The 24,212-nt window shown below is 67.7% G+C and carries 18 protein-coding genes and 1 pseudogene; 7 read left to right on the plus strand and 12 right to left on the minus strand.

Translation table 11 applies throughout. The annotated features are described in order from the left end of the window. Positions 1–14 precede the first annotated feature (14 nt). From DPM12_RS08340 to DPM12_RS23825, 5 genes are read left to right on the plus strand one after another with little or no spacing between them, the layout of a single operon-like run. On the plus strand, positions 15–1,055 hold the full coding sequence (locus tag DPM12_RS08340) for a family 2 encapsulin nanocompartment cargo protein polyprenyl transferase (protein WP_112257845.1): 1,041 nt from the start codon (positions 15–17) through the stop codon (positions 1,053–1,055). Between the two features lie 52 nt (positions 1,056–1,107). Further along, complete coding sequence (gene ispH / locus DPM12_RS08345) at positions 1,108–2,358, plus strand: 4-hydroxy-3-methylbut-2-enyl diphosphate reductase (protein WP_170313681.1); 1,251 nt, start codon at positions 1,108–1,110, stop codon at positions 2,356–2,358. Then, entirely contained in the window at positions 2,358–4,226 is a 1,869-nt protein-coding gene (dxs, locus tag DPM12_RS08350; protein ID WP_112257847.1) for a 1-deoxy-D-xylulose-5-phosphate synthase, read from the plus strand. Before ispH ends, dxs begins: the two co-directional genes overlap by 1 nt. Next, a complete protein-coding gene (gene ispG / locus DPM12_RS08355; protein WP_245951233.1) occupies positions 4,223–5,437 on the plus strand; it encodes a flavodoxin-dependent (E)-4-hydroxy-3-methylbut-2-enyl-diphosphate synthase in 1,215 nt (404 codons plus the stop codon). Before dxs ends, ispG begins: the two co-directional genes overlap by 4 nt. Further along, positions 5,434–6,519, plus strand: a complete 1,086-nt coding sequence (locus DPM12_RS23825) for a terpene synthase family protein (RefSeq protein ID WP_112257848.1) — start codon at positions 5,434–5,436, stop codon at positions 6,517–6,519. The genes ispG and DPM12_RS23825 overlap by 4 nt, the downstream gene beginning before the upstream one ends. A gap of 233 nt (positions 6,520–6,752) precedes the next feature. On the opposite strand, the pseudogene DPM12_RS23830 reads toward DPM12_RS23825, so the two are convergent. After that, positions 6,753–7,943: pseudogene (locus tag DPM12_RS23830) on the minus strand (MFS transporter); the annotation flags it as partial. Here DPM12_RS23830 and DPM12_RS08370 point away from each other — a divergent pair. Next, positions 7,912–8,841 (plus strand): LysR family transcriptional regulator, encoded by a 930-nt coding sequence (locus DPM12_RS08370; RefSeq protein WP_112257850.1) that lies wholly within the window; start codon positions 7,912–7,914, stop codon positions 8,839–8,841. The pseudogene DPM12_RS23830 and the gene DPM12_RS08370 sit on opposite strands and share 32 nt — an antisense overlap. A gap of 93 nt (positions 8,842–8,934) precedes the next feature. Then, positions 8,935–9,684, plus strand: a complete 750-nt coding sequence (locus DPM12_RS08375) for a B3/B4 domain-containing protein (protein ID WP_112257851.1) — start codon at positions 8,935–8,937, stop codon at positions 9,682–9,684. A 92-nt stretch (positions 9,685–9,776) separates the two neighbouring features. Here the strand turns inward: DPM12_RS08375 and DPM12_RS08380 are convergent, their stop codons facing one another. The 11 genes from DPM12_RS08380 to DPM12_RS08430 form a co-directional block, all read right to left on the minus strand. Next, positions 9,777–10,205, minus strand: a complete 429-nt coding sequence (locus DPM12_RS08380; protein WP_123788511.1) for a hypothetical protein — start codon at positions 10,203–10,205, stop codon at positions 9,777–9,779. 84 nt (positions 10,206–10,289) lie between these two features. Next, a complete protein-coding gene (locus DPM12_RS08385) occupies positions 10,290–11,408 on the minus strand; it encodes an SPFH domain-containing protein (protein WP_112257853.1) in 1,119 nt (372 codons plus the stop codon). Positions 11,409–11,441: 33 nt separating this feature from the next. Continuing rightward, positions 11,442–11,879, minus strand: a complete 438-nt coding sequence (locus tag DPM12_RS08390) for an NfeD family protein (protein ID WP_112257854.1) — start codon at positions 11,877–11,879, stop codon at positions 11,442–11,444. A 131-nt stretch (positions 11,880–12,010) separates the two neighbouring features. Beyond that, positions 12,011–12,628, minus strand: coding sequence for an SH3 domain-containing protein (locus tag DPM12_RS08395; protein WP_112257855.1), 618 nt, complete (start codon positions 12,626–12,628; stop codon positions 12,011–12,013). A gap of 252 nt (positions 12,629–12,880) precedes the next feature. Then, a complete protein-coding gene (locus DPM12_RS08400) occupies positions 12,881–13,927 on the minus strand; it encodes a hypothetical protein (protein WP_123788510.1) in 1,047 nt (348 codons plus the stop codon). 201 nt (positions 13,928–14,128) lie between these two features. Beyond that, positions 14,129–16,090: a glycoside hydrolase family 127 protein gene (locus tag DPM12_RS08405; RefSeq protein ID WP_112257857.1), complete on the minus strand. Its 1,962-nt coding sequence runs from the start codon at positions 16,088–16,090 to the stop codon at positions 14,129–14,131. An 18-nt stretch (positions 16,091–16,108) separates the two neighbouring features. Beyond that, the gene (locus tag DPM12_RS08410; RefSeq protein ID WP_112257858.1) at positions 16,109–16,927 is read right to left on the minus strand and encodes a carbohydrate ABC transporter permease; all 819 of its coding nucleotides are present in this window, start codon (positions 16,925–16,927) and stop codon (positions 16,109–16,111) included. Beyond that, the gene (locus DPM12_RS08415) at positions 16,924–17,922 is read right to left on the minus strand and encodes a carbohydrate ABC transporter permease (protein WP_112257859.1); all 999 of its coding nucleotides are present in this window, start codon (positions 17,920–17,922) and stop codon (positions 16,924–16,926) included. The genes DPM12_RS08410 and DPM12_RS08415 overlap by 4 nt, the downstream gene beginning before the upstream one ends. 47 nt (positions 17,923–17,969) lie before the next feature. Continuing rightward, complete coding sequence (locus DPM12_RS08420) at positions 17,970–19,238, minus strand: sugar ABC transporter substrate-binding protein (RefSeq protein ID WP_112257860.1); 1,269 nt, start codon at positions 19,236–19,238, stop codon at positions 17,970–17,972. A gap of 81 nt (positions 19,239–19,319) precedes the next feature. Next, complete coding sequence (locus DPM12_RS08425; RefSeq protein WP_112257861.1) at positions 19,320–20,336, minus strand: LacI family DNA-binding transcriptional regulator; 1,017 nt, start codon at positions 20,334–20,336, stop codon at positions 19,320–19,322. A gap of 119 nt (positions 20,337–20,455) precedes the next feature. Then, the gene (locus DPM12_RS08430) at positions 20,456–24,127 is read right to left on the minus strand and encodes a LamG-like jellyroll fold domain-containing protein (protein ID WP_112257862.1); all 3,672 of its coding nucleotides are present in this window, start codon (positions 24,125–24,127) and stop codon (positions 20,456–20,458) included. Positions 24,128–24,212: the final 85 nt, after the last annotated feature.

Here is a 24,212-nt window from a genome sequence, read left to right on the forward strand (position 1 = left end):
GAAGGTGGCACAGCATGGCCGTCCTCGAGACGTTCACCGATGATCGCCCTGCCGATGAGGTGCTGCGCTGGAGCCGTGCCATGGTCGAGCCGGCCCTCCGCACGGCCGTCGACGAGCTCGACGAGCCGATGCGGCACGTCGCGTCGTATCACTTCGGCTGGTGCGACGAGCAGGGACGGCCGACATCGGGGCAGGGTGGCAAGGTCTTGCGACCGGCCCTGACCCTCTTGTGCGCCGAGGCCGTCGGTGGCGCCCCGAGTTCGGCGGTTCCGGCCGCCGTCGCGGTCGAGCTCGCACACAACTTCTCCCTGCTTCACGACGACGTCATGGATGGCGACCACACCAGGCGTCACCGCCGGACCGCATGGACGGTGTTCGGTGTCGACGCTGCGGTCTTGGTCGGTGACGGCTTGCTGACCCTGGCGTCGCATGTCGTGGCAACCAGCGGCCATCCAGCTGCTCAGGACGGGACCCGCCTGCTCAGCGCCGCCTTGCTGGATCTCGTGAATGGGCAGGCGGCAGATCTCGAGTGCGAGGGCCGCGACGATGTGGACGTCGCGGAATGCCTGGCCATGGTGAACGGCAAGACGGCAGCGTTGCTCGGCGCCGCATGCGCGCTCGGTGCGTCCTTCGGTAACGCCGAGCAGCGTCAGGTCACCGGTATGCACGAGTTCGGGCGCCAGGTGGGGATGGCCTTTCAGATCGCCGACGATCTGCTGGGCATCTGGGGAGATCCCGACGTCCTGGGCAAGCCCGTCCATGCCGACCTGCGAGCGCGCAAGAAGACCGTTCCCGTCGTCGCCGCGTTGACGTCTGGCACGCCCGCCGGGCAGCAGCTCGCGGAACTCTACAACCGTGCCACTCCGCTCAGCGAGAGCGAACTCGCGCATGCGGCGGAGCTGATCGAAGCCGCCGGCGGGCGGGCGTGGGCACGGGAGCAGACGGACGCCTTCCTCGCCCGGGCACTCGGCCAGCTAGAGGCGGCAGGCGTCCGGCGCCGGGCATGTGCCGAACTGGCGACGCTGGCGCGACTGATCGTCGACCGCAACCACTAACCGTGCCGGAGGTATCCCCTGTATGTGTGCTGATCAGAGATCCGACTTGGCGATGACAGCCCACCGGAGCGTGCGAGACGCGGGAACCGTCCTGGTTGCCGACGCGTTGCACGGGCTGGAGCCGGACGTCATCCCGTGCCCGGCGGCAGAGTTCGTCGCCGGGGAGCTTCGGCGAAGGGAGATTGCCGCCACGATCGCTCCGCTGCACCTCGATCCGGCCGGTGCGTCCGATTCGGACGTGGTGGAGTTCACCGCCGTGCTCGACGGTACCGACGGCCGTGCGGGCCTCGGCCTGGCCGCGTCCCGCGTCCCCGAAGCTTCCGGAATCCGGCAGGCCGCGAGCGACGCGCTCGCCCGCTGGGCTGCGGTCGCTCAACCGCGAACCGTGCTGCTGGCTTCTCCCAGGTCGTTCTGCGCAGGGGTAGAGCGGGCGATCGACGTCGTCTGGCGCCTGCTGGAACAGCGCGGCGGCCCGATCTACGTACGCAAACAGATCGTGCACAACACGCACGTGGTGTCCGAGCTGGAAGAGCACGGCGCCGTCTTCGTGGACGAGCTGGACTCCGTGCCGGAGGGTGCCACGGTGGTGTTTTCCGCGCACGGGGTGTCACCGGAAGTGCGAGCCGAGGCGCAGCGGCGCGGGCTGGATGCGATCGACGCGACCTGCCCGCTGGTGACCAAGGTGCACAGCGAGGCTCGCCGGTTCGCGAATCGGGGCGACACGGTCGTGTTGATCGGCCACGCGGGACACGAAGAGGTCGAAGGCACTCTCGGCGAGGCACCCGGGGAAACGGTACTGGTCGAGGACGCGGCCGATGTCGAGAATCTCGCCGTCGACGACCCGTCGCGGGTGTCGTATCTGACGCAGACCACGCTGGCCGTGGACGAGACCACCGAGGTGCTGGAGGCGCTCCGGGACCGGTTCCCGGATCTGCGTGGCCCCGCTTCGGACGACATCTGCTACGCCTCGACCAACCGGCAGGACGCGCTGAAAGTCATCGCCGAGGAGTCCGACCTGGTTCTCGTCGTCGGATCGGACAACTCCTCGAACTCGTTGCGCCTGGTCGAGCTGGCCCACCGTTACGGCACGCCGGCATACCTCGTCGACGACGCCGGTGACATCCGCGCCGAATGGCTGAGCGGCGTTGACGTCGTCGGGCTCACCGCCGGCGCGTCGGCTCCGTCACGCCTGACCGAAGAGATCATCACCGCCTTGGGCGGGCTGGGGCCGGTCACCGTGAGGGAGCGCAAGACGGTCGAAGAGACCGTGGAATTCAACCTACCGTCGGCAGTGCGGCCATGATGTCGAGCACGGGCACACACGAGCCGCCCGGTGTCACGCTTCCTGCATGGCTCGCCGGTCCGGAGACCGTGCGTGGCCTGTCACAGGATGCCCTGGCCGGGCTGGCCGAACGAATCCGGCAATTCTTGATCGACAAGGTGTGCAGCACCGGCGGTCATCTGGGGCCGAACCTCGGTGTGATCGAGCTGACGCTCGCGCTGCATCGCGTCTTCGACTCGCCACGCGACGTCTTGCTCTTCGACACCGGCCATCAGGCCTACGTCCACAAGATCCTCACCGGCCGTCAGGACGATTTCGACACGTTGCGGCAGTCCGGTGGGCTGTCCGGGTACCCTTCCCGGGCCGAGTCCGGGCACGACGTGATCGAGAACTCGCACGCGTCGACGTCGTTGTCCTACGCGGACGGCCTGGCCAAGGCGTTCGCTGTCCGCCAGGAACACGACCGGCGGGTGGTGGCCATCGTTGGTGACGGCGCGCTGACCGGCGGAATGTGCTGGGAGGCCCTCAACAACATCGGCGGCGCGCCGGACCGGCCAGTGATCATCGTCCTCAACGACAACGGCCGCTCCTATTCGCCGACGGTCGGCGGGGTGTCCGCCCATCTCGGCGAGCTCGCCGGGCTCGCGGGGTCGCCCCGGACGCACCTGCGGTCCTACACGTATGACACGGATCGCAGCCTGTTCGAGAGTCTCGGCCTGAGCTACCTGGGACCGTTCGATGGCCATGACACCCTCGCCATGGAGCGGGCGTTGCGCCGCGCCGCCGCACTCCGGCATCCGGTGGTGGTTCACATGGTGACCACCAAGGGCCGCGGCTACCAGCCGGCGGAAGACGACGAGGAGGACTGCCTGCACACGGTGAGCGTCGTCGATCCGCAGACCGGCCGCCCGCGATCTGCGAGCAAGCCCACCTGGACGTCGGTGTTCGGGCACGAGATCGGAGAGATTGGGGCCGAGCGCGACGACGTCGTGTGTATCACCGCGGCCATGCCGCATCCGACGGGACTGACGACGTTCGCCGCGCGGTTCCCCGACCGGGTGTTCGACGTCGGGATCGCCGAGCAACACGCCGTCACGTCGGCAGCGGGCCTGGCCACGGGCGGGTTGCACCCGGTGGTGGCGCTGTACTCGACATTCCTCAGCCGCGCCTTCGACCAGGTGCTCATGGACGTGGCGCTGCACCGGCTGCCCGTGACGTTCGTCCTGGATCGGGCCGGGGTCACCGGCCCCGACGGGCCGAGCCACCACGGCATGTGGGACTCGTCCATCCTCCCGGTGGTGCCCGGGTTGCGGCTGGCCGCCCCGCGCGACCCGAGCCGGCTGCGTGAATTGCTGCGCGAGGCCATCGACGTGACCGACGGTCCCACGGTGCTGCGCTATCCCAAGGCGACGGCCGGAGCCGACATCGCGGCCGTGTACCGGGTTGGCGAGTGCGACATCCTCCGGGAGAGCACGGAGGGCGAGGTGATGCTCGTCGCCGTCGGTCCGCTGGCGGAGCCGTGCCTGTCGGCGGCTGACGAGCTCGCCGGAGATGGCGTGCCGGTGACCGTGGTCGATCCGCGGTGGATCGCACCCGTCAGTCCAGACCTGGTGTCCCTGGCCCGCGATCACCGTCTCGTCCTGGCGGTCGAGGACACGACGGCCACCGGCGCGCTCGGTGCCCGCCTTGGCCAGGCGCTCACAGCGTCGGGTTCGAGCACGCGGGCGGCCACTTTCGCATTGCCGCCACGGTTCCTGCCGCACGCGTCCCGCAATCAGATCTTGCAGGCGCACGGGCTGGACGCGGCCGGTATCGCGACGACGGTACTCAAACGTCTGGGCCGGGAATGGCAGACCACGATCGAACCTACTGAGGAGGTGCCCACGTGACGGCCGTGAACCTGGATACACCGGCAGTGCGCGCGGCAAGCTCGACGGCAGCAGCGTCGGCGTCGCCCGCCGGTCCGCTGGCCGTACGCCGGGTGAGCCGGCAGGTCATGATAGGCAACGTACCCGTCGGGGGCGGCGCGCCGGTGTCGGTGCAGTCGATGACGACGACGCCGACCACCGACGTCGATGCGACCCTGCAAGAGATCGCCGAGCTGACGGCTGCCGGATGCGACATCGTCCGGGTCGCGGTTCCCTCCCAGGACGACGCCGACGCGTTGCCGGCCATCGCGGCGAAGTCGCAACTCCCGGTCGTCGCCGACATTCATTTCCAGCCCAAGTACGTCTTCGCGGCGATCGAGGCGGGATGCGCTGCCGTGCGGGTGAATCCGGGAAACATCAAGAAGTTCGACGACCGGGTCGGGGAGATCGCCCGGGCCGCGCGAGACGCCGGTGTGCCCATCCGGATCGGTGTCAACGCCGGTTCCCTGGATCCGCGCATGCTCGCCGAGCATGGCCAGCCCAGCGCGGAGGCACTCGTCGAGTCGGCGCTGTGGGAGTGTTCCCTGTTCGAGGAGCACGGCTTCCACGACATCAAGATTTCGGTGAAGCACCACGATCCGCTGGTGATGATCGAGGCATACCGGGGCCTGGCCGAGCGATGCGACTACCCGTTGCATCTCGGTGTCACCGAGGCGGGTCCACCGCCGCAGGGCACCATCAAGTCCACGGCGGCGTTCGCGGTCCTGCTGGCCGAGGGGATCGGGGACACCATCCGGGTGTCGCTGTCCGCACCCCCGGTCGAGGAGGTCAAGGCGGGCACCCAGATCCTGCAGTCGCTCGGCCTGCGCCCACGCAGCCTGGAGATCGTGTCTTGCCCGTCGTGCGGGCGCGCCCAGGTCGACGTCTACAAGCTCACCGAGGAGGTCAACGCCGCGTTCGAGGATTTCCCCGTCCCGCTGCGTGTCGCCGTCATGGGGTGCGTGGTCAACGGGCCGGGTGAGGCGCGCGAAGCGGACATCGGTGTCTCGTCCGGCAACGGCAAGGGCCAGATCTTCGTGCGGGGCGAGGTGGTCCGCACCGTCCCGGAAAGCAAGATCGTCGAGACGCTCGTCGAGGAGGCACTGAAACTCACCGACAGCGAGAGCGGAGCCGGGGGTGACGGTGACGACGTGGCCGAGGACGCAGCCAACCAGGTGTGGGGTGCACCATGACGCAGGATGCCGTCGATGTGCGATTGCCCCCGTTCTACTGCCCCATCGCACCCGCGAAGACTCCGTTGACCGAATCGGCGGAGCATCACAGCAAGCGATGGATGGAGCGGGTTCTCGCCGATCTCGGGGGAGCCCGGCTGGATTGGGCGCACAGCAGCCACGCCCACGAGTTCTTCGGCCGGTGCGCCACGATGGCATGCGAGCCCGAAGTGTTTTACCAGGGCGTCTACTTCCACTACCTGACGTTCACCTTCGACGACGTGTGCGACGCCGAGCGCCACGGCGAGAAGGGGGACAAGCTCGTCCGGTTCACCGACCTGGCGAACCGGTTTATGCGGGCAATCGAGATACCCGGCTACCGGCCGCCGGAGGGAACGGATCCCTTCGTGGCCGCCGCGGGTGACATCGCGGCCGAGCTTCGCCGGCACGTGAGCCCGGCACAGATGGGTCACTTTGTCGATGGGGTGCGCAGCTACGTGCTCGGCTGCGTATGGCACCTGACCAACGAGCAGCAGGGCATCATTCCGGCAGTCGATGACTACCTGTCGGTGCGCCTTCTCGAATGCGGCGGTCGATTCGTCGTCGCGCTTGCCGCGATGGCCGACGGCCTGGACATTCCCATGGAGCGGTTGCAGAGCTCGCCGGTCCGGGCTGTCACCGAGTGCACCACCCTCATCGCGGCGCTCGACAACGATCTGGTCTCGCACCGCAAGGAGGGAACCTACGATCAGAACCAGGACATCATCACGGTGCTGCGGGCGCACCACGGATACGATCTCGCGGACGGGGTGGACGCCGCCGTCCGCCTCCGGGACCGGATGATGAGCCTGTTCCTGCGGCTGCAGCGACAGCTCGTGCAGACCGGCGATGCCGCGCTGCGCACCTACGTCATCGAGCTCGGCCAGATCATCAGCGGCAACATCGAGTGGAGCCTGCACGTCCCGCGCTACGATCTCGCAGCCGACCTGTCCGGCCCGTACTTGTCGCTTGCGCCCGAGCCGTGGACGGATCGGCCATCCGACCCGGACCCGGCGCCGTTGCCGTATCCCAGCGTGGCGTGGTGGTGGGACCAGCTGGACTGAATGACGGAGTGCGCGAAGGCGCTCCCTGTCGTGGCGCCCTCGCGCACTCGATCACGTTCCGGTGGGCCGGGGACCGGGGCAGTGGCGAAGATCTGTGTCTGCACGAGGGACGGGACGGGAAGGAACAGCACCGTGACCAGTGCGACAACCAAGCTGAACAGCAACACGGCCGTTCCCAGGGACAGGATCATCGTCAGCAGCCCGACGCCGACGGCGGGCAGTCCCGCGCCGAGGTAGAACAGCAGGTAGAGGCTGGCCGTGACGGCGGCCCGGTGCTCGCTGGTACGGGCGTCGACATCGGCCGCGGCTCCCCAGTAGCTCATGCCGTGGCCCATCCCGGCGGTGACCGCGGCCGAGATCAGCAACACGAGGGAAGCTGGTGTCTGCGCGAACATCGGCAGGTACGAGCTGACGAGCAACCCCAGAGCGACGGCGATCATGGTGACGCCCAGCGTCTGCGCCGCGTGGGGGAGGAGTCGCGGCGCGAGCGGCTGGGCCAGGGCCGAGCACAGCAACAGGGCGGCGATGATGGCGCCGGTCACCGCCAGGTTGGGCCGTCCCAGGACGGACTCGGCGACTGAAGGCAGCAGGGCGAGGAAGATGCCGACGACGGCCCAGCCGAGGAAGCCGGTGGTTCCCGCCACGACGAACGTCGTCCGCAGGTGATGCGGAACGCTGGGGCGGGTGGGCCGCCAGCGCTGCCCGCGCACCAGCACGCCCCCGGGTACCCAGGCCAGGCTCACGCCGACGGCGAGCAGGACGGCGAGCATCACGACGAACGGCAGGACCGTCGGGGCGGGCGCGTATTGCGCGAGGACGCCGGTCAGCAGTGGCCCGGCCCCGGTCCCACCGATGAACGACAGCGTGGCCAGCAAGGATCCACGGGCCCGGTTTCCGGACGGTTCCCGTTCGATCATCATCGCGACGCCCGCACCCGTGGCCAGCCCGAGCGCCACGCCCAGCAGGAGTCGGCCGGCGAAGAGCCATGCCACGTGCTCGGCCACGGCGAACGGGAGGGTCCCGATGGCAGCACAGGTGACGCCTAGCGCCAGGACCGGCTTGCGGCCGAACGCGTCGGCGGCCGGGCCGAAGAGGAGGAGCGACGGCACGGACGCCAGCGCGTAGGTGGCGTAGAGCAGCGTCACCGCGAGATCGGAGATCCCGAGTGCCTGCTGATAGGTCGGATACAGCGGACTGGCCATGTTGGCCGCCGCGGAGAGTGTGGCGAGCACGCCCGCCGCGATCCACATTTCGCGTGCGGTGCTGCGGACTCGTAGTTCGTTCGTAACATCCCGGGCGTCGCTGCGGAATCTGGGCACGTGTTCATCGTGGTCGCGCCCGAGTATGTTTGAAAAGCAAATACTTTTACAGAAAACCATGTAGGAACGCTGAATGATTGACCAGCGATTGCAGATGCTGCGCATGGTCGCCCACCACGGCACGGTCACCGCCGCGGCGGAAGCGTTGCGCTACACCCCCTCGGCGGTATCGCAGCAGCTCAAGCAGCTGTCCCGGGAGCTCGGAGTGGTACTCCTGGAACCGGAAGGGCGCCAGGTGCGCCTGACCTCGGCGGCGCGCTCGCTGCTGCGCCACGCTGACACGCTCTTCGCCGAGTGGGAGCGGGCACGGGCGGAGCTGGCCAGGCACGTCGACGAGCCCAGCGGAGCGCTCACCATGTGCGGATTCTCCACTGCGGCGGCAGCTCTCCTGCCTCCGGCGGTGGCGGGCCTGCGCGACCGATTTCCGCGCGTGCGCGTCGAGACGATCGAGGCCGAACCGTCCGAGTGCTACGAGCTCGTGTTCGCCGGCCGGGCCGATCTCGCCGTCGTGCTGCTCACGCCGACGACACCGTCGTTGTCGGATCCGCGCTTCGACCAGCGGCGCCTGTTTGACGAGCCGCTCGATCTGCTCGTCCATCCCGAGCACCGGCTCGCGGAACACGCGACGGTGTCGCTTGCCGAGACGGCGGAGGAAGCCTGGATCGTCGCCCGCCCCGGAACCACATACCATCAGCTGACCATGGCCTCGTGCGCCAGCGCCGGGTTCACCCCGAACGTCGCCCACTACGCCAACGAGTGGGAGACCGGGACGGCACTGGTCGCCCACGGATTCGGTGTCGCGCTGGTCTCCCGGCTGGCCCGCTGGTCGGGGCAGCATTCCGTGGTACGCATCCCCCTGCGCGGCGACCCGATTCCGGCCCGTCGCATCCTGGCGGTTACCCGTGCCGGAGCCGGCACGTCGCCGACCCTGGATCACGCGCTCGGCATGATCGGAGCGACTGCGGAGGAACTCATCGGTGCCATGGCCGACCAGCGCGGGTGACACCGGCCAGGTACTGCTGGAAGCGCCCCTGCCGCTCGACGTCGACGTCTACGGCGCCGTCGCGGTGCAGCATCCAGATGACAGGATGAAGTCATGTTCTTCGAGCATTCGAATGCCATCTGGACGGCGCATCCCGATCTCGCCGCGACGGCTCTGTACGCCGACGGCATCACCGCGCACGCTGACGACGTGATCACCGATGCGATCACGCGGTTCAGCGCCGTAGCCGAGACGCGTCTCGCGTCGTCGTCCGAAGGCGAGCTGCCCGAGATACGGGCCTGGCGGCGTACGTTCTCGCAGATGGGCCTGAAACCCACGCAGTACAGATGCGCCTCGGAAGCGCTGCTACGGCGGTTCAAGAAGGAGGGGGCGCTGCCCCGGATCCACCCCCTGATCGATCTGTGCAACGCGCTCTCGCTCGCCTACGCGATCCCGATCGCGGTCTTTGACGCCTCGGCGATCACGGACCACCTGCGGGTGCGGCACGCCACCGGCGACGAGGAGTACCTCACCTTCTCCGGTGACGTGGAACACCCGTACCCGGACGAGGTGATCTTCGCCGATGGGGCGGGCCGGGCGCACGCGCGGCGGTGGACGAACCGCCAGAGCGGCTACTCGGCCGTGCGGGAGACTACGACGTCGGCCCTGATCGTCGCGGAGGCGATGCACGAGACCGCACGAGCCGACGTCGAGAATCTCGCCGGCGATCTGGAAGCTGAGCTCGTCGCGGCATGGTCGGTCACGCCGGAAGCGGCGACGCTGAGTGCGGGCTCGCCCCGGCTGACCGTGTTGGCACCCGCGCCTGCCGACGCGTCGACCTCCGCGCACCCGGACACCCGTTGATCAGCGAGCGGTTGCGTTGATCGTCAGCGATCGCCTACATGGATATGTGCACGTACGTCAATGATCACGTGAGCGAGCTGGACGCCCGGCGTTCACGTTCTCCGACGCTCGGCTTCCTGCCGGATGGCCAGCACGAGGAGCACGGCCGGGGCGAAGATCCAGAATTGGGCAGCGGTGTAATACCGCAGCTCGGGCCAGATATCGACGCCCGCGAGTTCGCTCTCAAGGCGTCGGCCGGGGAACAGGGCTATCGCATGAAGTGCGAGTGGAATGTAGTTCACGCCGACGCCGGCCACCCAGAGCCCGAACACGGTCCAGCCGCCCAGAGGTTGCGTCGCGAGTGTCCATAGTCCGAGTCCGCAGCATCCCAGGGCACCGGCGATGAACTCGGCGAGGATGATCCGGCGGCGTAGCCTGCTACCTGCGGAACCGTACATGTCCACAGCAGCGAGCCGGCGGATGTCCCGGAGCAGAAGTGCGTTGATGTCCACCGACATTACCAAGACGATCGTCGCCTTCAACGGCTCCTAGTCGTCGAGCCACGATGTGGCCATTCTGGGTTCACGTCCCATCGCGGCGCGGTTTGGTGATGACCACCGGTGTGGCTATTCCTCGCTCTGCCCCTGCTGCCCCGTCCTCTTGCTGGGACTGCCCTGCGCCGCATGCGCGTCGGCCTTGGCATCGCTGACGGCAGCTTTGGCCATCTCGGCGGCCCTCGCCGCTGCCGTTTCCGGATCCAGCGCCAGGCTGTCGGCAGGGGTCAGTTCCCGGCCGCCGAGATCCTCGTCGCCGGTCTCCTCCTCTGGCGCCTGCTCGTTGTCCGCGGCCTCCTCGTGTGCGGGCGCGCCCATCTGGGAGTGGTCACCGAAGGCTTCGGTCACGGTGCGCACCGCCTGGGTGAGCTCACCCGGAATCACCCAGAAGGTGTTGTTGTCGCCGTCGGCCAGGTGCGGCAGGGTCTCCAGATACTTGTAGGCGAGCACCTTGGGATCGGCGTTGTTCTTGTGAACCGCCTGGAAGACGCGCTCGACGGCCTTGGCCTCGCCATCGGCACGGAGGATGGCGGCCTGCTGATCACCTTGCGCCTCCAGGATGCGCTGCTGCTGCGTCCCCTCGGCTGTGAGGATCTTGGACTGCCGGTCTCCTTCGGCATGGAGGATGGCGGCGCGCTTGTCACGCTCGGCCCGCATCTGCTTCTCCATGGCCTCCTTGATGGTGGCCGGGGGGTCGATCGCCTTGATCTCCACACGGTTGACGCGAATGCCCCACTTGCCCGTCGCCTCGTCGAGTACCGAGCGCAGATGGGAGTTGATCTCCTCCCGGGAGGTCAGCGTGCGTTCCAGATCCATGCTGCCGATGACGTTACGCAGCGTGGTTACGGTGAGCTGGTCGATCGCCTGCACGTAGTCGGAGACCTCATAAGCGGCCGCCCTGGGGTCGGTGATCTGGAAGTACAGCACCGTGTCGATGTTGACCACGAGGTTGTCCTCGGTGATCACCGGTTGGGGCTGCGACGAGAAGACCTGTTCACGGATGTCGAGCCGGGTATTGATCCGGTCGGCCAGCGGCACGATGAAGTTCAACCCCGGTTGCAGCGTCGTGCGGTAGCGGCCAAACCGTTCGACGTTGTACCTGTGCGCCTGGGGAACGACCCGGACAGTGGCGATGACCAGGAACACCACCAAGACGGCCGCGACGATGATCGGCACCAGCAGGGGATCCATATTTCCTCCGCCTTCGTTGTTAGCGGTTGTGGTTCACGGCAGCAGTTCCCGGGGATAGACGATGGCGGTGGCGCCGTCGATCTCCATCACATCTACCAGTGATCCCACCGGTATCGTCTGGTATTCGTCAAGAGCGCGGGCCGACCATTCCTCGCCGGACAGCTTGACGAGCCCGCGGGCAGCGGTGACTTCTTCCATGACGACGGCTCGCTGTCCGATCAGCGCGTCGCTACCCTCACGCGAGACGGGTGGCTGGGTCATGTGCCGCCGCGCTATGGGGCGTACGATGGCGAGCCCGACGGCGCCGCTCGCGGCGAACGCCAGAATTTGCGCCAACAACGGGAGTCCCAGTCCAGCAACGACCGCGCCGACGAGCGCGGCGGCGGCGAGCAGCCCGAAGGCCAGGGTCAGGGTGAAGAACTCCGCGACACCCAGGCCCGCGGCCACTATCAACCATGCGATCCACGGCATCGAATCGGCCTCCCATCCAGGATGGCTGCTACCAACGTACCTCGCGGGAATGCTGGTAGGCACGTGATGTGCAGCCCTTTCTCCATCCCGGATTGATCACAATTCACGCGGGCTGTCGCCGCCTGGCGCCGTCAGCAGTACGGCGGCGCCGCGCCGACGTTCGCGACGTATCGGGCCGACACCCATTGCCCGCCTCCGCCACCGGTGAGCTGGTACCAGCGCGGATTGCCGTCGACGTTCTGGCTGTCGACCTTGCAGACCAAGGGCAGCCTGTGCCCGCTCGGGGCGGAGCTGACCGTGGCATTCGCGGTGCTGGGACCGCTTCGCACGTTCAGCGACGATTGGGCGATGACGTCACCCTGGTACTCCTCCCCGTCGCCGCAGAAGTGCGGTGCTGCGCCGATGTTGGCGACGTAGCGAGCCGTGACCCAGGTGCCGTCGGCGAGTTTGTACCAGAGGTCGTTGCCGGCGACGGATGGTCCGTAGACCTTGCACTGGAGGTCGACGATGACCCCGTTGGACAGCGTATCCATTCTGGATGATGCTGCTGTCGGTGCGTTTCGGGCGTTGAGGGAGCTCGATGCGATGACTTCACCCTCGTACGGGGCATCGGACGTCGGTTGTGCGGACGTCGTGGGTTGTGCCGATGCCGGCTGTGCGGCTGCTGCCGTGGTCGCCAGGCCCAGGGGGACGACCGTGGCGGTACCGAGTACGACGGCGAACGTCCGGGCGAGATGTCGGATGATCATGGTGGCCTCCCGGTAATCGGCCCGGTCGAGCTGACCGGGCTGGAGCTTTACCCCGGGAGACGCGTGTCTGGCCGGATGGGTTGCACTTTGATCTTCGAGAGCGCGCTGGCCTCGTCCGCGGACCGGGAGTGCGCTGTCCGGGATTCGGATGGCACGGATGCCGGTGCGCGAACATGATCCGCCGGGCTGCTTGGCAGCCCGGCGGATCAGATGTGACGAGCTTCGTGGATTCTCGTCGGCGATTGTCAGGTGTCAGCTGGCGATCTTGAATACGCCGATGTCGTCGCCGTAGGCACCTTGCTCGGGCACGGTCTCGTTCAGGGACGCCTCGACGCCCACCCAACCGTGGAACTCGCCGTTGTCATCCACGACCTGCATCATGGGTTTGACGTGCGAATTGCCGGTGTAGCAGTACTCGTTGCGACCATCGGCGTTGGACAGCCGCCAGCTCCACATCGTGTCCCGGCGATGCCCGATCGGGCTGCGCGCGGGCGATACGTAGTAATCCGTTCCGGAGGTGCCACCATCGGTGCGTGCGCCGAGGCAGCTGCCGCCGCTGCACACCGACCAGTCCGTCACCCAGAACGGCGAACCGTCACCACTGTCGATGTGCGGGTCGGGGTTGCTGTGGGTGGTCTTCCACAGCCGGTACGAGTGCTCGAAGTTCGAGTGGTCGGCAGCCGCGATGTCGGCGTTGGAGACGCGATCGTTCCAGGCGGCGTTGCTCCCGTAGCCGTAGCCGTGCGTGGCGCCGAAGTCGGAGTCGACGTACTCCAGGCTCACCAGGGCGCCATCGGCGGTGGTGGTCATCTCCCACTTTTCCCAGAACTGGCCGTCGTTCCACGTGATTTCGAGCGTGTTCCCGTCGACGGTGTACGTCCCGTCGAGCGTCTTCGAGGACCCGGTGAACTCGTATCCACCGGCCGTCTGGATCTCACACTCCCGGGTGGGGCAGTTACGGGCCACGAAACCGGTGTACGTGCGATCGACCCGGTTGCGCTGGCTCCAATGCCAGTGCCGCTCGGTCACGGTGCCGTCCCCGTGAAATTCGTACTGGCCGAGCCGGACCCAGTTCTGCGTGGAAGACGCTTGCAGGCCGCCGATCGCTACCACGAAGCGTTCTTTGCCATGCGGTAGCTCGGCAGCGCTCGCGGACGATCCTCCCACGGGGGCGACGTTGCTGATCACGGCCGATACGCACACCAGCATGGTGGTGAGCAGGACCGCGACGAGTCTGGAGGGCAATGAGCGAGTGCGCTGGGTGAGTGGGGGAAGTGAGGTCGAGGTGTGAGACATCATGGGCACCGGCATCCTCTCGATCTGACCGGACGTCGTTTTTTGGTTTTCATGCCGCGCTCGAAGCGGGCTAAGGCTGCCATGACTGCCTGAGTGACAAAGAACGTAACAGATTTAGACGCATCTAACTAGTCTTGCGGTTCGCCTAAATCATCCGCTGATCATGAACAGTTCGCGACCTATGTGGTCGCGAACTGTTCATGATCAGCGGGGCGTGGTTGGCTGGGGCGTCGGGAGCCACACGCGCATCGCCGTGGGTCCGCGCTCGGCCCACTGGTGATAGGGGTGCAGCAGGAGGGGGATCGCGCTCGCACCATCCGGTGAGCCGGCCAACGCCTGATACGGCCACGGTGCATCGCCGTTCGCGTCTCCGCTGCCGGACGCCAGTACGCGCCCCTGGACCTCGACCCGATCGTGATCGCGCAGGACCGGCTGGCTCGCCGGATCGACGGCGATCCCGTCCAGCTCCACGCCGTCCGGCAGGTCGATGGACTCCAGGCAGTACACCAGCGGTCCGCGCTCCACGGCCACGCACCCGCGTACCGCGTCGATCCGGGGATCCGGCCAGGTGAAGCGGGGGGACATGGGAAGGTGCAGCCGGATCTCCTCGCCCGGCGTGAACTCCCGATCGACGACGGCCAGGCCCGGCTCCACCGCGCGGCGCCGGCCACCCTCGTCGAGAACGGCTCCATCGGCCCAGGATGGAACGCGCAGCCGCAGTGCCAGCGCGCCGGCAGGCGGATCGTCCAGGGAGACGGTCACGGTGCCGCCCCGGGGATACGTGGTGTCGACCGTCACGCCGATGGCGCGACCATCACCCAACGTCGTCTCGACCCGTGCGCTGCCGTATTGGAGCAGCGTCAGCTCACGTTCGCCGACGCTGGCGGCGTAGGTGTGCCAGGAGGCCAGCGTGCGCGCGACGTTCGTCGGGCAGCACGACACGTCGAACCAGGGCGCGCGGGTGCTGCTCGCGGCGCGGGGCGACACCGTGTCCTCGTCGGGCGCGTTCCCGGCCACGCGCTGGTGCAGCGGGTTCGCGTAGAAGAACGCGCGACCGTCGGAGCGCGGGGAGGTGGCCACGATGTTGAACGACGTGCGTTCGATGAGATCGGCGTAGCGCACGTCTCCCGTTGCCAGATACAGCCGCCACGACACCATGATCGACGCCACGCCGGCGCAGGTCTCGCAGTACGCCCGATCGGCAGGCAGCTCCCAGTCCTCGCCGAAACTCTCGTCCTGATGGCGGGAACCCATGCCGCCAGTGATGTACGTACGCCGGGCCACCGAGGCGGTCCACTGCCGCTGGACGGCAGCCAGCAAGTCCACGTCGTCGTACTCGGTCGCGACGTCCACGGCAGCGGCGGACAGGTACAGCGCGCGCACCGCGTGCCCGCGCCACGTCGCGGCGTCGCGGATCGGCACGTCGTCCTGGAAGTACGCCGGTCCGAACGGGATCTCGCCGAGCCGCCCGTGCCCGCGGCGGTCGAGGAACAGCCGGGCCTGTTCGACGTAGCGGGACTCGTCAACGGCGCGGCCGAACTCCACGAGACCGAGCTCGATCTCCGGGTGGCCGCCGATGCCCTGGAGCCCGTCCGGGCCGAACATGTCGCAGACGTGATCGGCGGCCCGACGCGCGATCTCCACCAGCTCGTCCGGGCCGGCGGTGCGCAGCCGCGCGACGGCGGCCTGCAGCAAGTGCCCCGCACAGTACAGCTCGTGGCCCGTTTCCAGGTCGCTGTAGCGGGGCGGCCGCTGCGGGTGCCCGTAGTAGGTGTTCAGATACCCGTCGGAGTCCTGGGCCCGGCCGACCCGTGCGGTCAGCCGCCGGATCGCGGCGTCGATGGCGGGGTCGCCGGAGCGGCCGAACTCCCACGACATCGCCTCGATGAGCTTGTAGACCTCGGAGTCCGAGAATGACCATCCGGGCCGCTCGATGCCGGTCGTGCCGTCGGCGGCATGGTCGAGGTTGGCCAGCCAGCCGAGCCGTTCCATCCACTGCTCGCAATGCTCCAGCGTCGCGGCCGCATTCGTGGACTGCAGATGCGCCCAGAATCCGGCCACGAATGCGATCTCACCCGAGCCCAGCGGACGGTGGCTGCTGCGGGTAGGGACGACCGGGCGCCCGCCCGACGGGTCGGTGGCGGTCGCGGTCTGGTCGACTGTCACGGTGTACTCCTTGGTCTGTCAGTCTTTCACGGCCCCGGCGGTGACACCGCTGGCCACGTAGCGCTGCGCGATGATGAGCAGGATGGCGGCAGGGATCGACGCGACGACGGCGGTCGCCATGATGGAGTTCCATTGCGTCGTGTTGTTGCCGATGTAGGCGTAGATGCCGAGCGTGATCGGGATCAGGTCGCCGTTGCGATCGAGCGTGGAGGCGAAGATGAAGTCCGACCACGCCCACAGGAAGGCGAACAGCGAAACCGTCACGATGGAGTTCCGGCTCACCGGCAACACCACGGAACGAAACGTCCGCCAGGTGCTGGCGCCGTCGACCTTGGCGGCGTGGATGAACTCCTGGGGTATGCCGGACATGAATGCCCGGAAGATCAGCACGCCGAACGGGACGGCGATCGTCGAATTCGCGATGATCAGTCCCCAGAGCGTGTCGAGCCAGCCAAGCCGGATGTAGATCGCGTAGAAGCCCATGGCCATGACCACGCTGGGAATCATCTGCGCGATGAGGAGCAGGAAGCTCATGCCACCGCGCCCCGGCATGCGCAGCTTGGACAGCGCGTAACCGGCCGGTGCCGAGATCACCAGTGTGAGCAGCACACAGCCCAGGCCCAGCAGCAGGCTCGTGGCCAGGTTGGGAAGCTGCTGGCGGAACACGTCGGCGTACCCCTCGAACGTGGGATCCCACGGGAACACGTGCGGCGGATCGGCACGCATGTCGCCGGTCCTGGTCAGCGAGACGTTGAACATCCAGTAGACGGGGAAGAGCATCAGCGCCGTGAAGACGAGTCCCAGCGCTGTCTTCCACCTGGTGCGGCGCGCGGTCATGCGTTCTCCTGTCGACGCTGGAGGTACAGATAGACGAAGCCGCCCACCAGGGCCATGATGATCAGCAGGTTTCCGACGGCGGCGGCTTCGGAGAAGTCCGGCTGGCCGGTGCCGAAGGCACGCCGGTAGGACCAGATTGCCAGCGTCGTCGACGCGTTTCCGGGTCCACCGGTCGTCATGATCCAGATGACGTCCACGACCTTGAGCGTGTAGACGAGGCCGAGGAGCAGTGTGATCGTCGAGACCGGCCGCAGCAGCGGGAACGTGATGCGCCGGAACTTCTGCCAGGCGTTGGCCCCGTCGAGGGCGGCGGCTTCGTACATGTCGTCGGAGATGGTCTGCAGCCCTGAGTACAAGATGACCAGGTTGAACGGGATGCCGAGCCAGATGTTCGCGATGATCACCGAGACCAGCGCCCACTCCGGCGACGTCAACCAGTTGATCTGCCCGATGCCGAAGGCGCCCAGGAACGCGTTGATGATGCCGTTCTCGCTGTTCAGCATCCACGACCAGGTGGACGCCGAAACGATCAGCGGGAGCAGCCAGGGAATCAGGAACAGCGCCCGCAGCAGCCCGGACAGGCGGAAGTGGGTGCGGAAGAAAACGGCCAGCGCGAGCCCGATGGCGAACTGCGCCACGATCGAGATCAGCGTGAACAGGATGGTATTGCGCACCGCCGGTCCGAACGTGTTCGACGAGAGGACGTCGACGAAGTTGGCCATCCCGACGAAGTCGGGGTTGCCCTGGACGAAAGCTCGGGGCGTGTAGTCGTGCAGGCTGAGCTCGACATTCCGGTACAGCGGGTACGCGTAGAAGACGACCAGATAGGCGATCAGTGGTGCGGCGAACACGAACGCCGCCACCGTCGTCGACTGGATACGCCTGCGCCGCTCACGTGGATGCCGCTCCCGGGTGGGGCCGGGCGAGGGTGTGACGCGCGGCCCCACCCGGCCGGCACGGCCCGGTTCCCGGAACGTGTTCGGGACGGAATTCATGGCGTGCTTCCTGATCGGTTCTCGGTTGGGTGACCGGCGTGCGTGGCTCAGCCGGTCTCGGCCTCGGCGTCTGCCTGGGCTTGCTCCAGTGCCTCCTGCGCGCTCATCGAGCCGCTGAGGGCGTTCTGCACGGCCGTCCAGAGCGCTTCGGAGATCAGCGGGTAGTCGGTGCCGAGATCGTCACTGGTCCGGCCCTTGGCGTTGCGCACCGCTTCCACCCAGGGTTCGAGCTCGGCGTTCTCGTCGAGCAGCGCGTCCTGGCCTTCGGCCGTCGGCGGGATGTAATAGGCGAACGTGGTCGCCGTCTCCACCATGCCCTCGGGCGTGGTCATACACTCGACGATCTGCGCGGTCACCTCGTAGCGTGCGGGGTCGTCCTGCACGGGAGCGGTGATGAACTCGCCGCCCGTTGGTGTCTGGGCCACACCGCCGTCGCGCGCGGGCAGCTGGATGACCCCGGTGGGAAAGTCCGCCTCCTCGGCCGCGCTGTTGACCTGCCACGTGCCGTTCTCGGCGAAGGCGAAGTCCCCGGTGAGGAACTCTTCCCACACGGTGTTCTGCGAGTTGGTGATCACCGAGTTGGGCGCGTATCCGTCGTCCAGCCAGCCCGTCCACAGTTCGAGGGCGTCAACTGCTTCGGCCGAGTCGAGCTCGCGCAGGTCCGCTCCGGCTCCCCAGAACCACGGCAGGAACTGGAACGAGCCCTCCTCGGTCCCGATACCGGCGAACGTGATGCCCTGGTGGCCCGCGTCGACCACCTGCTCCAGTGCGGCCGTGAGGGACTCCCAGTCGGTGACCGATGCCGGATCCACACCGGCGTCGTCGAGGATGTCCTGGTTGTAGTACAGCGCGAGCGTGTTCGCCCCGATGGGAATGCCGTAGGCCTGGCCGCCGACGACGCCCGCGGCGAGGAGGTTCTCGTCGATGTCCGAGGTGTCGAAGCCGAACTCCTCCATCGTGGTCAACATGCCGGTCTCCGCGAGGGTGGACACGGCCGGGTTGTCCAGCAGGATGATGTCCGGCGCGGTGCCTTCCTGGGCGGCGAGCAACGCCTGGTTCGTCAAGGCGGTGGTGTCGTAGGCGGTGCGGTCGATGGTGACCCCGGCCTCGTCACCACACGCGTCGACCCGCTGCTCCCACTCGGACGACTCCTCGTGCTGGGGATACGGATCCCACCACGTGTAGGTGTCGCTCGACGCCGTGTCGCCGTCGCCGCTGTTGTCGTCTGTCGACGTGCAAGCCGAGATGGCGACGAGGCACAGCGCGGTGGTTCCGGCCGCGCCGAGCACGTGCCGGGGCTTCGGTGCGCGATTCATGGTTTCTCCTCCTTGACCGAGGTATGTGCTGACGTTTGTGCAGGTGGGGAGCGCGGATGGGTGGCTATCGACCACGACCCGTCAGCGCGGCTCCCCGGTACTTCCGCGATCGATGAGCTCGGGGGAGACGTATCTGACGACATGTGGTTCGGTGCGGTGCTCGGGTGACTCGATCCGGCGGACGAGCTGGCGCACGGCCATGCGGCCGAGCCGATCCGGGGCACTCTCGATGGACGAGAACGGCAGCGAGAAGATGCGGGCGAACTCGTCGGAGTAGCGACCGATCACGGACAGATCGGCGGGAGCGGCCAGACCACGCGCATGCATGACCGTGGGCAGCGCCGCGGCGGCGGCCTCGTTGTTGAGCAGGAGACCGGTGGCCGACGGGTGGGTGTCGAGCAAGTTGTGAAGCGTCTGCCCGATAGCGGGCTGCCGCGACTCGCCGAACACCGCGTGCAGCCGGATACCGCGCAGCCGGGCCTGCTCGAGCGCCGCGTCTTGCAGCCGCCACACGTACGCGCCGCCGCGCTCGACGACGTGTTCGGGTTGCGAGACCAGGATCAGCTCGCGGTGGCCCAGGCGGTACATGTGCTCGACCATCATCCGGCCGGCCTCTTCGAAGTCGAGATCGAAGACGTCCAGGCCGGAGCAGTCACCCGGCAGCCCGACGAGGGCGCCCGGCTGCGGCGCCGCTCGCAGGATGGGCAACCGGACATCGTCCTGTGCCACGTTGAGCAGGACGACGCCGTCCACCATCCGGGAGTCGGAGATGCGCCGGAGCGCGCGGGCGCCGTCGGCCTCGGTGACCAGCAAGATGTCGTAGCCGAGTTCCCGGGCGGTGTCGGAGACACCCTGCATGTATTGCAGCATCGCCGGGGCGAACTCGTCCTCCAGGAACTGTGCCAGGAGGCCGATGACCATCGTCTGCGACGTCGCCAGGGCGCGGGCGCCCGCGTTCGGGGTGTAGCCCAGCTGGCGCACCGCATCGTTGACGCGCTGCCGGACCTCGGGCGAGATCGTGCGCTTGCCCGACAGCGCGTAGGACGCGGTGCTGCGCGAGACTCCCGCCGCGCGGGCGACGTCTCCGATGGTGACCACTCTTCCTCCTGGTGATGCGATGGCCATGGCGACTCGAACGAAGCGATCGGCCCTGAAGGCCGGAGGGCTCGCGATCCGATCAGCGAACCCTCCGGCACTCCTCGGGCAGTGCGATTCCCTCAGCCCGGTCCGGGGAGGGGCCGGGCGAACTCGGCGATCGTGATCTCGTCGATCACGGGCGCGTACTGCGAGCGCAGCAAGATGCCCGGCCACAGGTCCGAGCTGTAGGACTCCCCGTCGAAGTTGGGCTTCTCCTCGGAGGAGAAGGTGATCGTGTTCGTGCCTTCCTCCAGTTCGAGGGGGATCGTGCGTTCCCAGAAGTTGTTCTCGTGGAAGGTGCCCGGCACGAGCATCTCCGTGGCCTCGGACCCGTTGACCGAGATGTCCGCGCGGCGGGCCATCGGGTTCGGGTTGTAATGCGAGGCCTCGGACTGCTCCGGGTTCGAATAGCGAACCCGCATGGCATGGATGCCGTCGCGCTCCGCTTCCACCTCGAACGTCGCGGTGTTCGAGTTCCCCGGCTCCCCGCCGATTCCGGTCACGGCGGTCTCGTCGCGAGCCAGGGAGAGCGTGGTGACCTCGGCAGATCCAGCGGTCTCGGCGTCGCTGGCGTCATAGGTGGTGGTCGCCAGCGTGCCGGATGTTTCCTCCACATCGATCCGGTCGAGCAGTAGACGCCGGGAAGCCCCGGTGACGGTCACCTGGTTGATGCCGCCGGAGAGCGAGACCGCCGCTTCAGCGGAGCCCGAGTTGACGCGCATCACGTTCTCACCATTGACCGTCAGCGTGCCGTTGCCGCCACCGGCGGTCCGGACCCGGATCGTCGACTCGGCGTCGGCAGCGGAGTAGACCCAGAATGTCGCGCTCTCACCCCGGGACATCTGCACGGCGCCGGAGCCCGAGATCTCGCTTCCGCGCCAGCGGGACGTGTCGTACACGGGCTGGGCACCGTCCAGGTCGGCCAGCTCGGCCTCGTGGACCGCGACGTCGGCCCCGGGATTCGGCAAGGCCAGCGTGATCCGGTCGATGATGGCATTACCCCGCGTCGCGCCGGAGCCGTCGAGACTCTCCGCCGCCAGCGAGATGGTGTTCTCACCCTCGGCCAGCTCGACCGTGGTCTCCGTGTAGTCCCAGACCACCCAGTTGTAGCCGAGCGGCAGGAACATCTCCTGCTCGGCCTCGCCGTTCACCCGCAGGAACACGTTTGTCGGTCCTTGCTCCTGCACGAGGTCGTAGGTGTTCAGCGAGTTGGCGAAGACGCGCAGATCGTAGGTGCCGTCCTCGGGAGCCTCCACCGTGAAGTCGAGCACGCCATCCGAGCCGGTGCGCAGCCCGCCGACGTTGTAGCCGCCGGACGTGTAGTACTTCGAAACGTCGTCGGGAGAGCCCTCGGGGCCGTTCACGCTGTAGCCGCTTCCGGTGTACTCCGCATCCTCGGCCTCGAAGGAGCCCTTCCACCGGGTGGGAGCCTCGGCCGACGGCTCGGCGTTACCGGCCGGGGTCAGCACGATCTCGTACGCGGACGACTCCTGCAGCTGCGGCAGCGCGCCCCCGAAGTCGAAGGCCACCGTCCCGTCCTCGACATCGACGACCTCCTCGGTGATGAGCTCCGGGGCGGCCGAGTCGCCGATCTGCCCGGTCCACGGGATCTCCCGGATCCAGGCGCGCACGCGGTCACCGAACACGTCCTCGGGAACGTTGTCGAATTCGACGAACGCCGGCCCGTCCGTACCCCCGACGATTGCCGTGGAGCGGGCCATGTCCTCATCGAGTGTCGCGACACCCTGGAGTGTGTAGTTCTCACCGGGGAATGGCGGGGAGACCTCGACGGTGTGCCCGGTCATGGAACCGTAGGCGTTGTAGAGCCACCACTGGCCGTTGCCCCGGTTCGCCTCGACAGCGGAATCGGAGATGTTGCCGTTGATGTTCCAGAAGGCGATCATCGCGTCGATCTTCGACTCCTCGATCGCCGAGATCCACTGGATCATCTGCCCGGGAACCGACGTGTGGTAGTTGAAGGCGTACTCGTTGACGTTGATCGGCAGCTCGGTGCCCTCGTACCCGGTCCCCGCGAAGATTTCCCGTTCCCACTGGCGGTACGTCTCGACGGAATCGCGTACCTGCTCGGGGTGGCTGAGCTCGTGCCAGGTGATGATGTCCGGCACCGTGCCGGCCTCCACCGCGTGCTCCATGAAGCCGTAGACCTGCTCGTACAGGATGCTCGTGTTCGGACCCGAGATGCGCACGTCCGGCAGCTTCTCCCGGATCAGCGCGTAGGCGTCGTCCCAGGCGCGGAAGTAGTCGGTGGGATCGTCCAGCCAGCTCGTGCCGTCGTAGCTCCACTCGCCGGTGCCGAACATGTTGCCTTCGGGCTCGTTGAACGGCTCGATCACGATGTTGTCCCGGTACTCGGGGTCGAGCTCCTGGATCTGGTCCAGCTGCCGTTCCATCACGTCCATGTAGCCCGAGAGTTTCTCCTCCGGGGTGTCACCCGGCCACTGGTAGGGAAAGCCCCGGTAGAAGTCCGTCGTGCGCACGTAGATGTCGCCGTCCGTCGCGTCGGCCAGCGGCTCGACGACTTCCAGGGCATCCGAGCCGGGATGCTGGGCACCGTCCTGTCCCTTGGTGGCAACCGTGCGCAGGTTCATGCCCTCGATGACGTTGCTGCTCGGCACCCCCTCGCCGTAGAGGCCGTACAGGGCACCGGAGGCGCCGCCGTGAAAGTCACCGGTGTCGGTGCCCAGGTCGATGGAGATGTGCCCTTCCCTGATGACGGTGACGGTCGCGGTGACGGCCCACTCGCCGGCCGTGCCCGACACCGTGAAGGTGCCCGTGCTGGCGTACTCGTCGGGGTCGATCTCGTCCCACTCGACGGGCAGCGGGCGGTCGTAGCCGTCGGAGTAGGTGGCCGGGACGGAATCGGGGAGATCCGGCGTGTCGCCGACCGCGGTGCGTAGCTCGAAGCTGTCTTGAGTCACGCCCGTCGGAGTCGGGATCTCGCCATCGACGATGTCCGCCACCTGGCCGTCCGAGAGCGTCGACGGGTAGATCCGGAAGTCGTCGACGGCACCGCCGAACAACGGGTCCGGGTAGAACGAGCTGCCGATGTAGCCCGCGATGTCCGTGGAGGTGTCGAGAAGATCGGGCGCGGTCACCGACGTCGGGGCGGACCCGATGGCGGCGCCGTCGAGATAGGTGGTGATCGTCCCCGCATCGGTGTCGAGCGTGACCGTGAGGGTCGTCCACTGCTCGGCTGGCATTGCCGCCGAACCCGTGATCTGGGACTCCGCGCCGGCACCCGATTCCGTGATGGCCGTGCGCAGCCGCTCCGAGTCGTTGTGTGGCGTGCTGAACAGGTACCGGTTCGTGTCCGTGCCCAGGGCGTAGATCCACTGCCACGGTGCGCGTTCGCCATCCCACCTGATCCGGGCCGAGACCGTGAGATCGGTGGCGCCGTCCAGCACGTCACGGGGAAGCTCGACGTAGGCGCCGTCGGAGTCGGGTGCGCCGCCGGGGAGGCTCAGCGCCTGTCCGCCGCTGGCACCGTCGACGAGCGATGCCGTCGATGCGTTGACAAGCGTTCCGTGCCGCTCGTGGCCGGACGTGTCCGTGATGGTGCCGTCCGTCAGATCGTCGGAGTCGAATTCGTAGTGAACGGAGGGGGAGGGGAGATCCACCGTCGCCGCTGGCGTCACAGCACCGCCGAGCAGCAGGCCAGCGGTCAGCGTGCCCGCGAGCAACGCCGGCGCCGATCCCGTGCGGCGGAATCGTCGTGATCTCGATGGGAACATCCTTGCTGCTCCTGACGTGTCGCTTGCTCCGGTCTCGCATCCGCGTGACGGCGTGCGAGTCGTGCTAGTCGAACCGGTTCGACAT

This window comes from Phytoactinopolyspora halophila, from assembly GCF_003287285.1.
GTDB classification, from domain to species: domain Bacteria; phylum Actinomycetota; class Actinomycetes; order Jiangellales; family Jiangellaceae; genus Phytoactinopolyspora_A; species Phytoactinopolyspora_A halophila.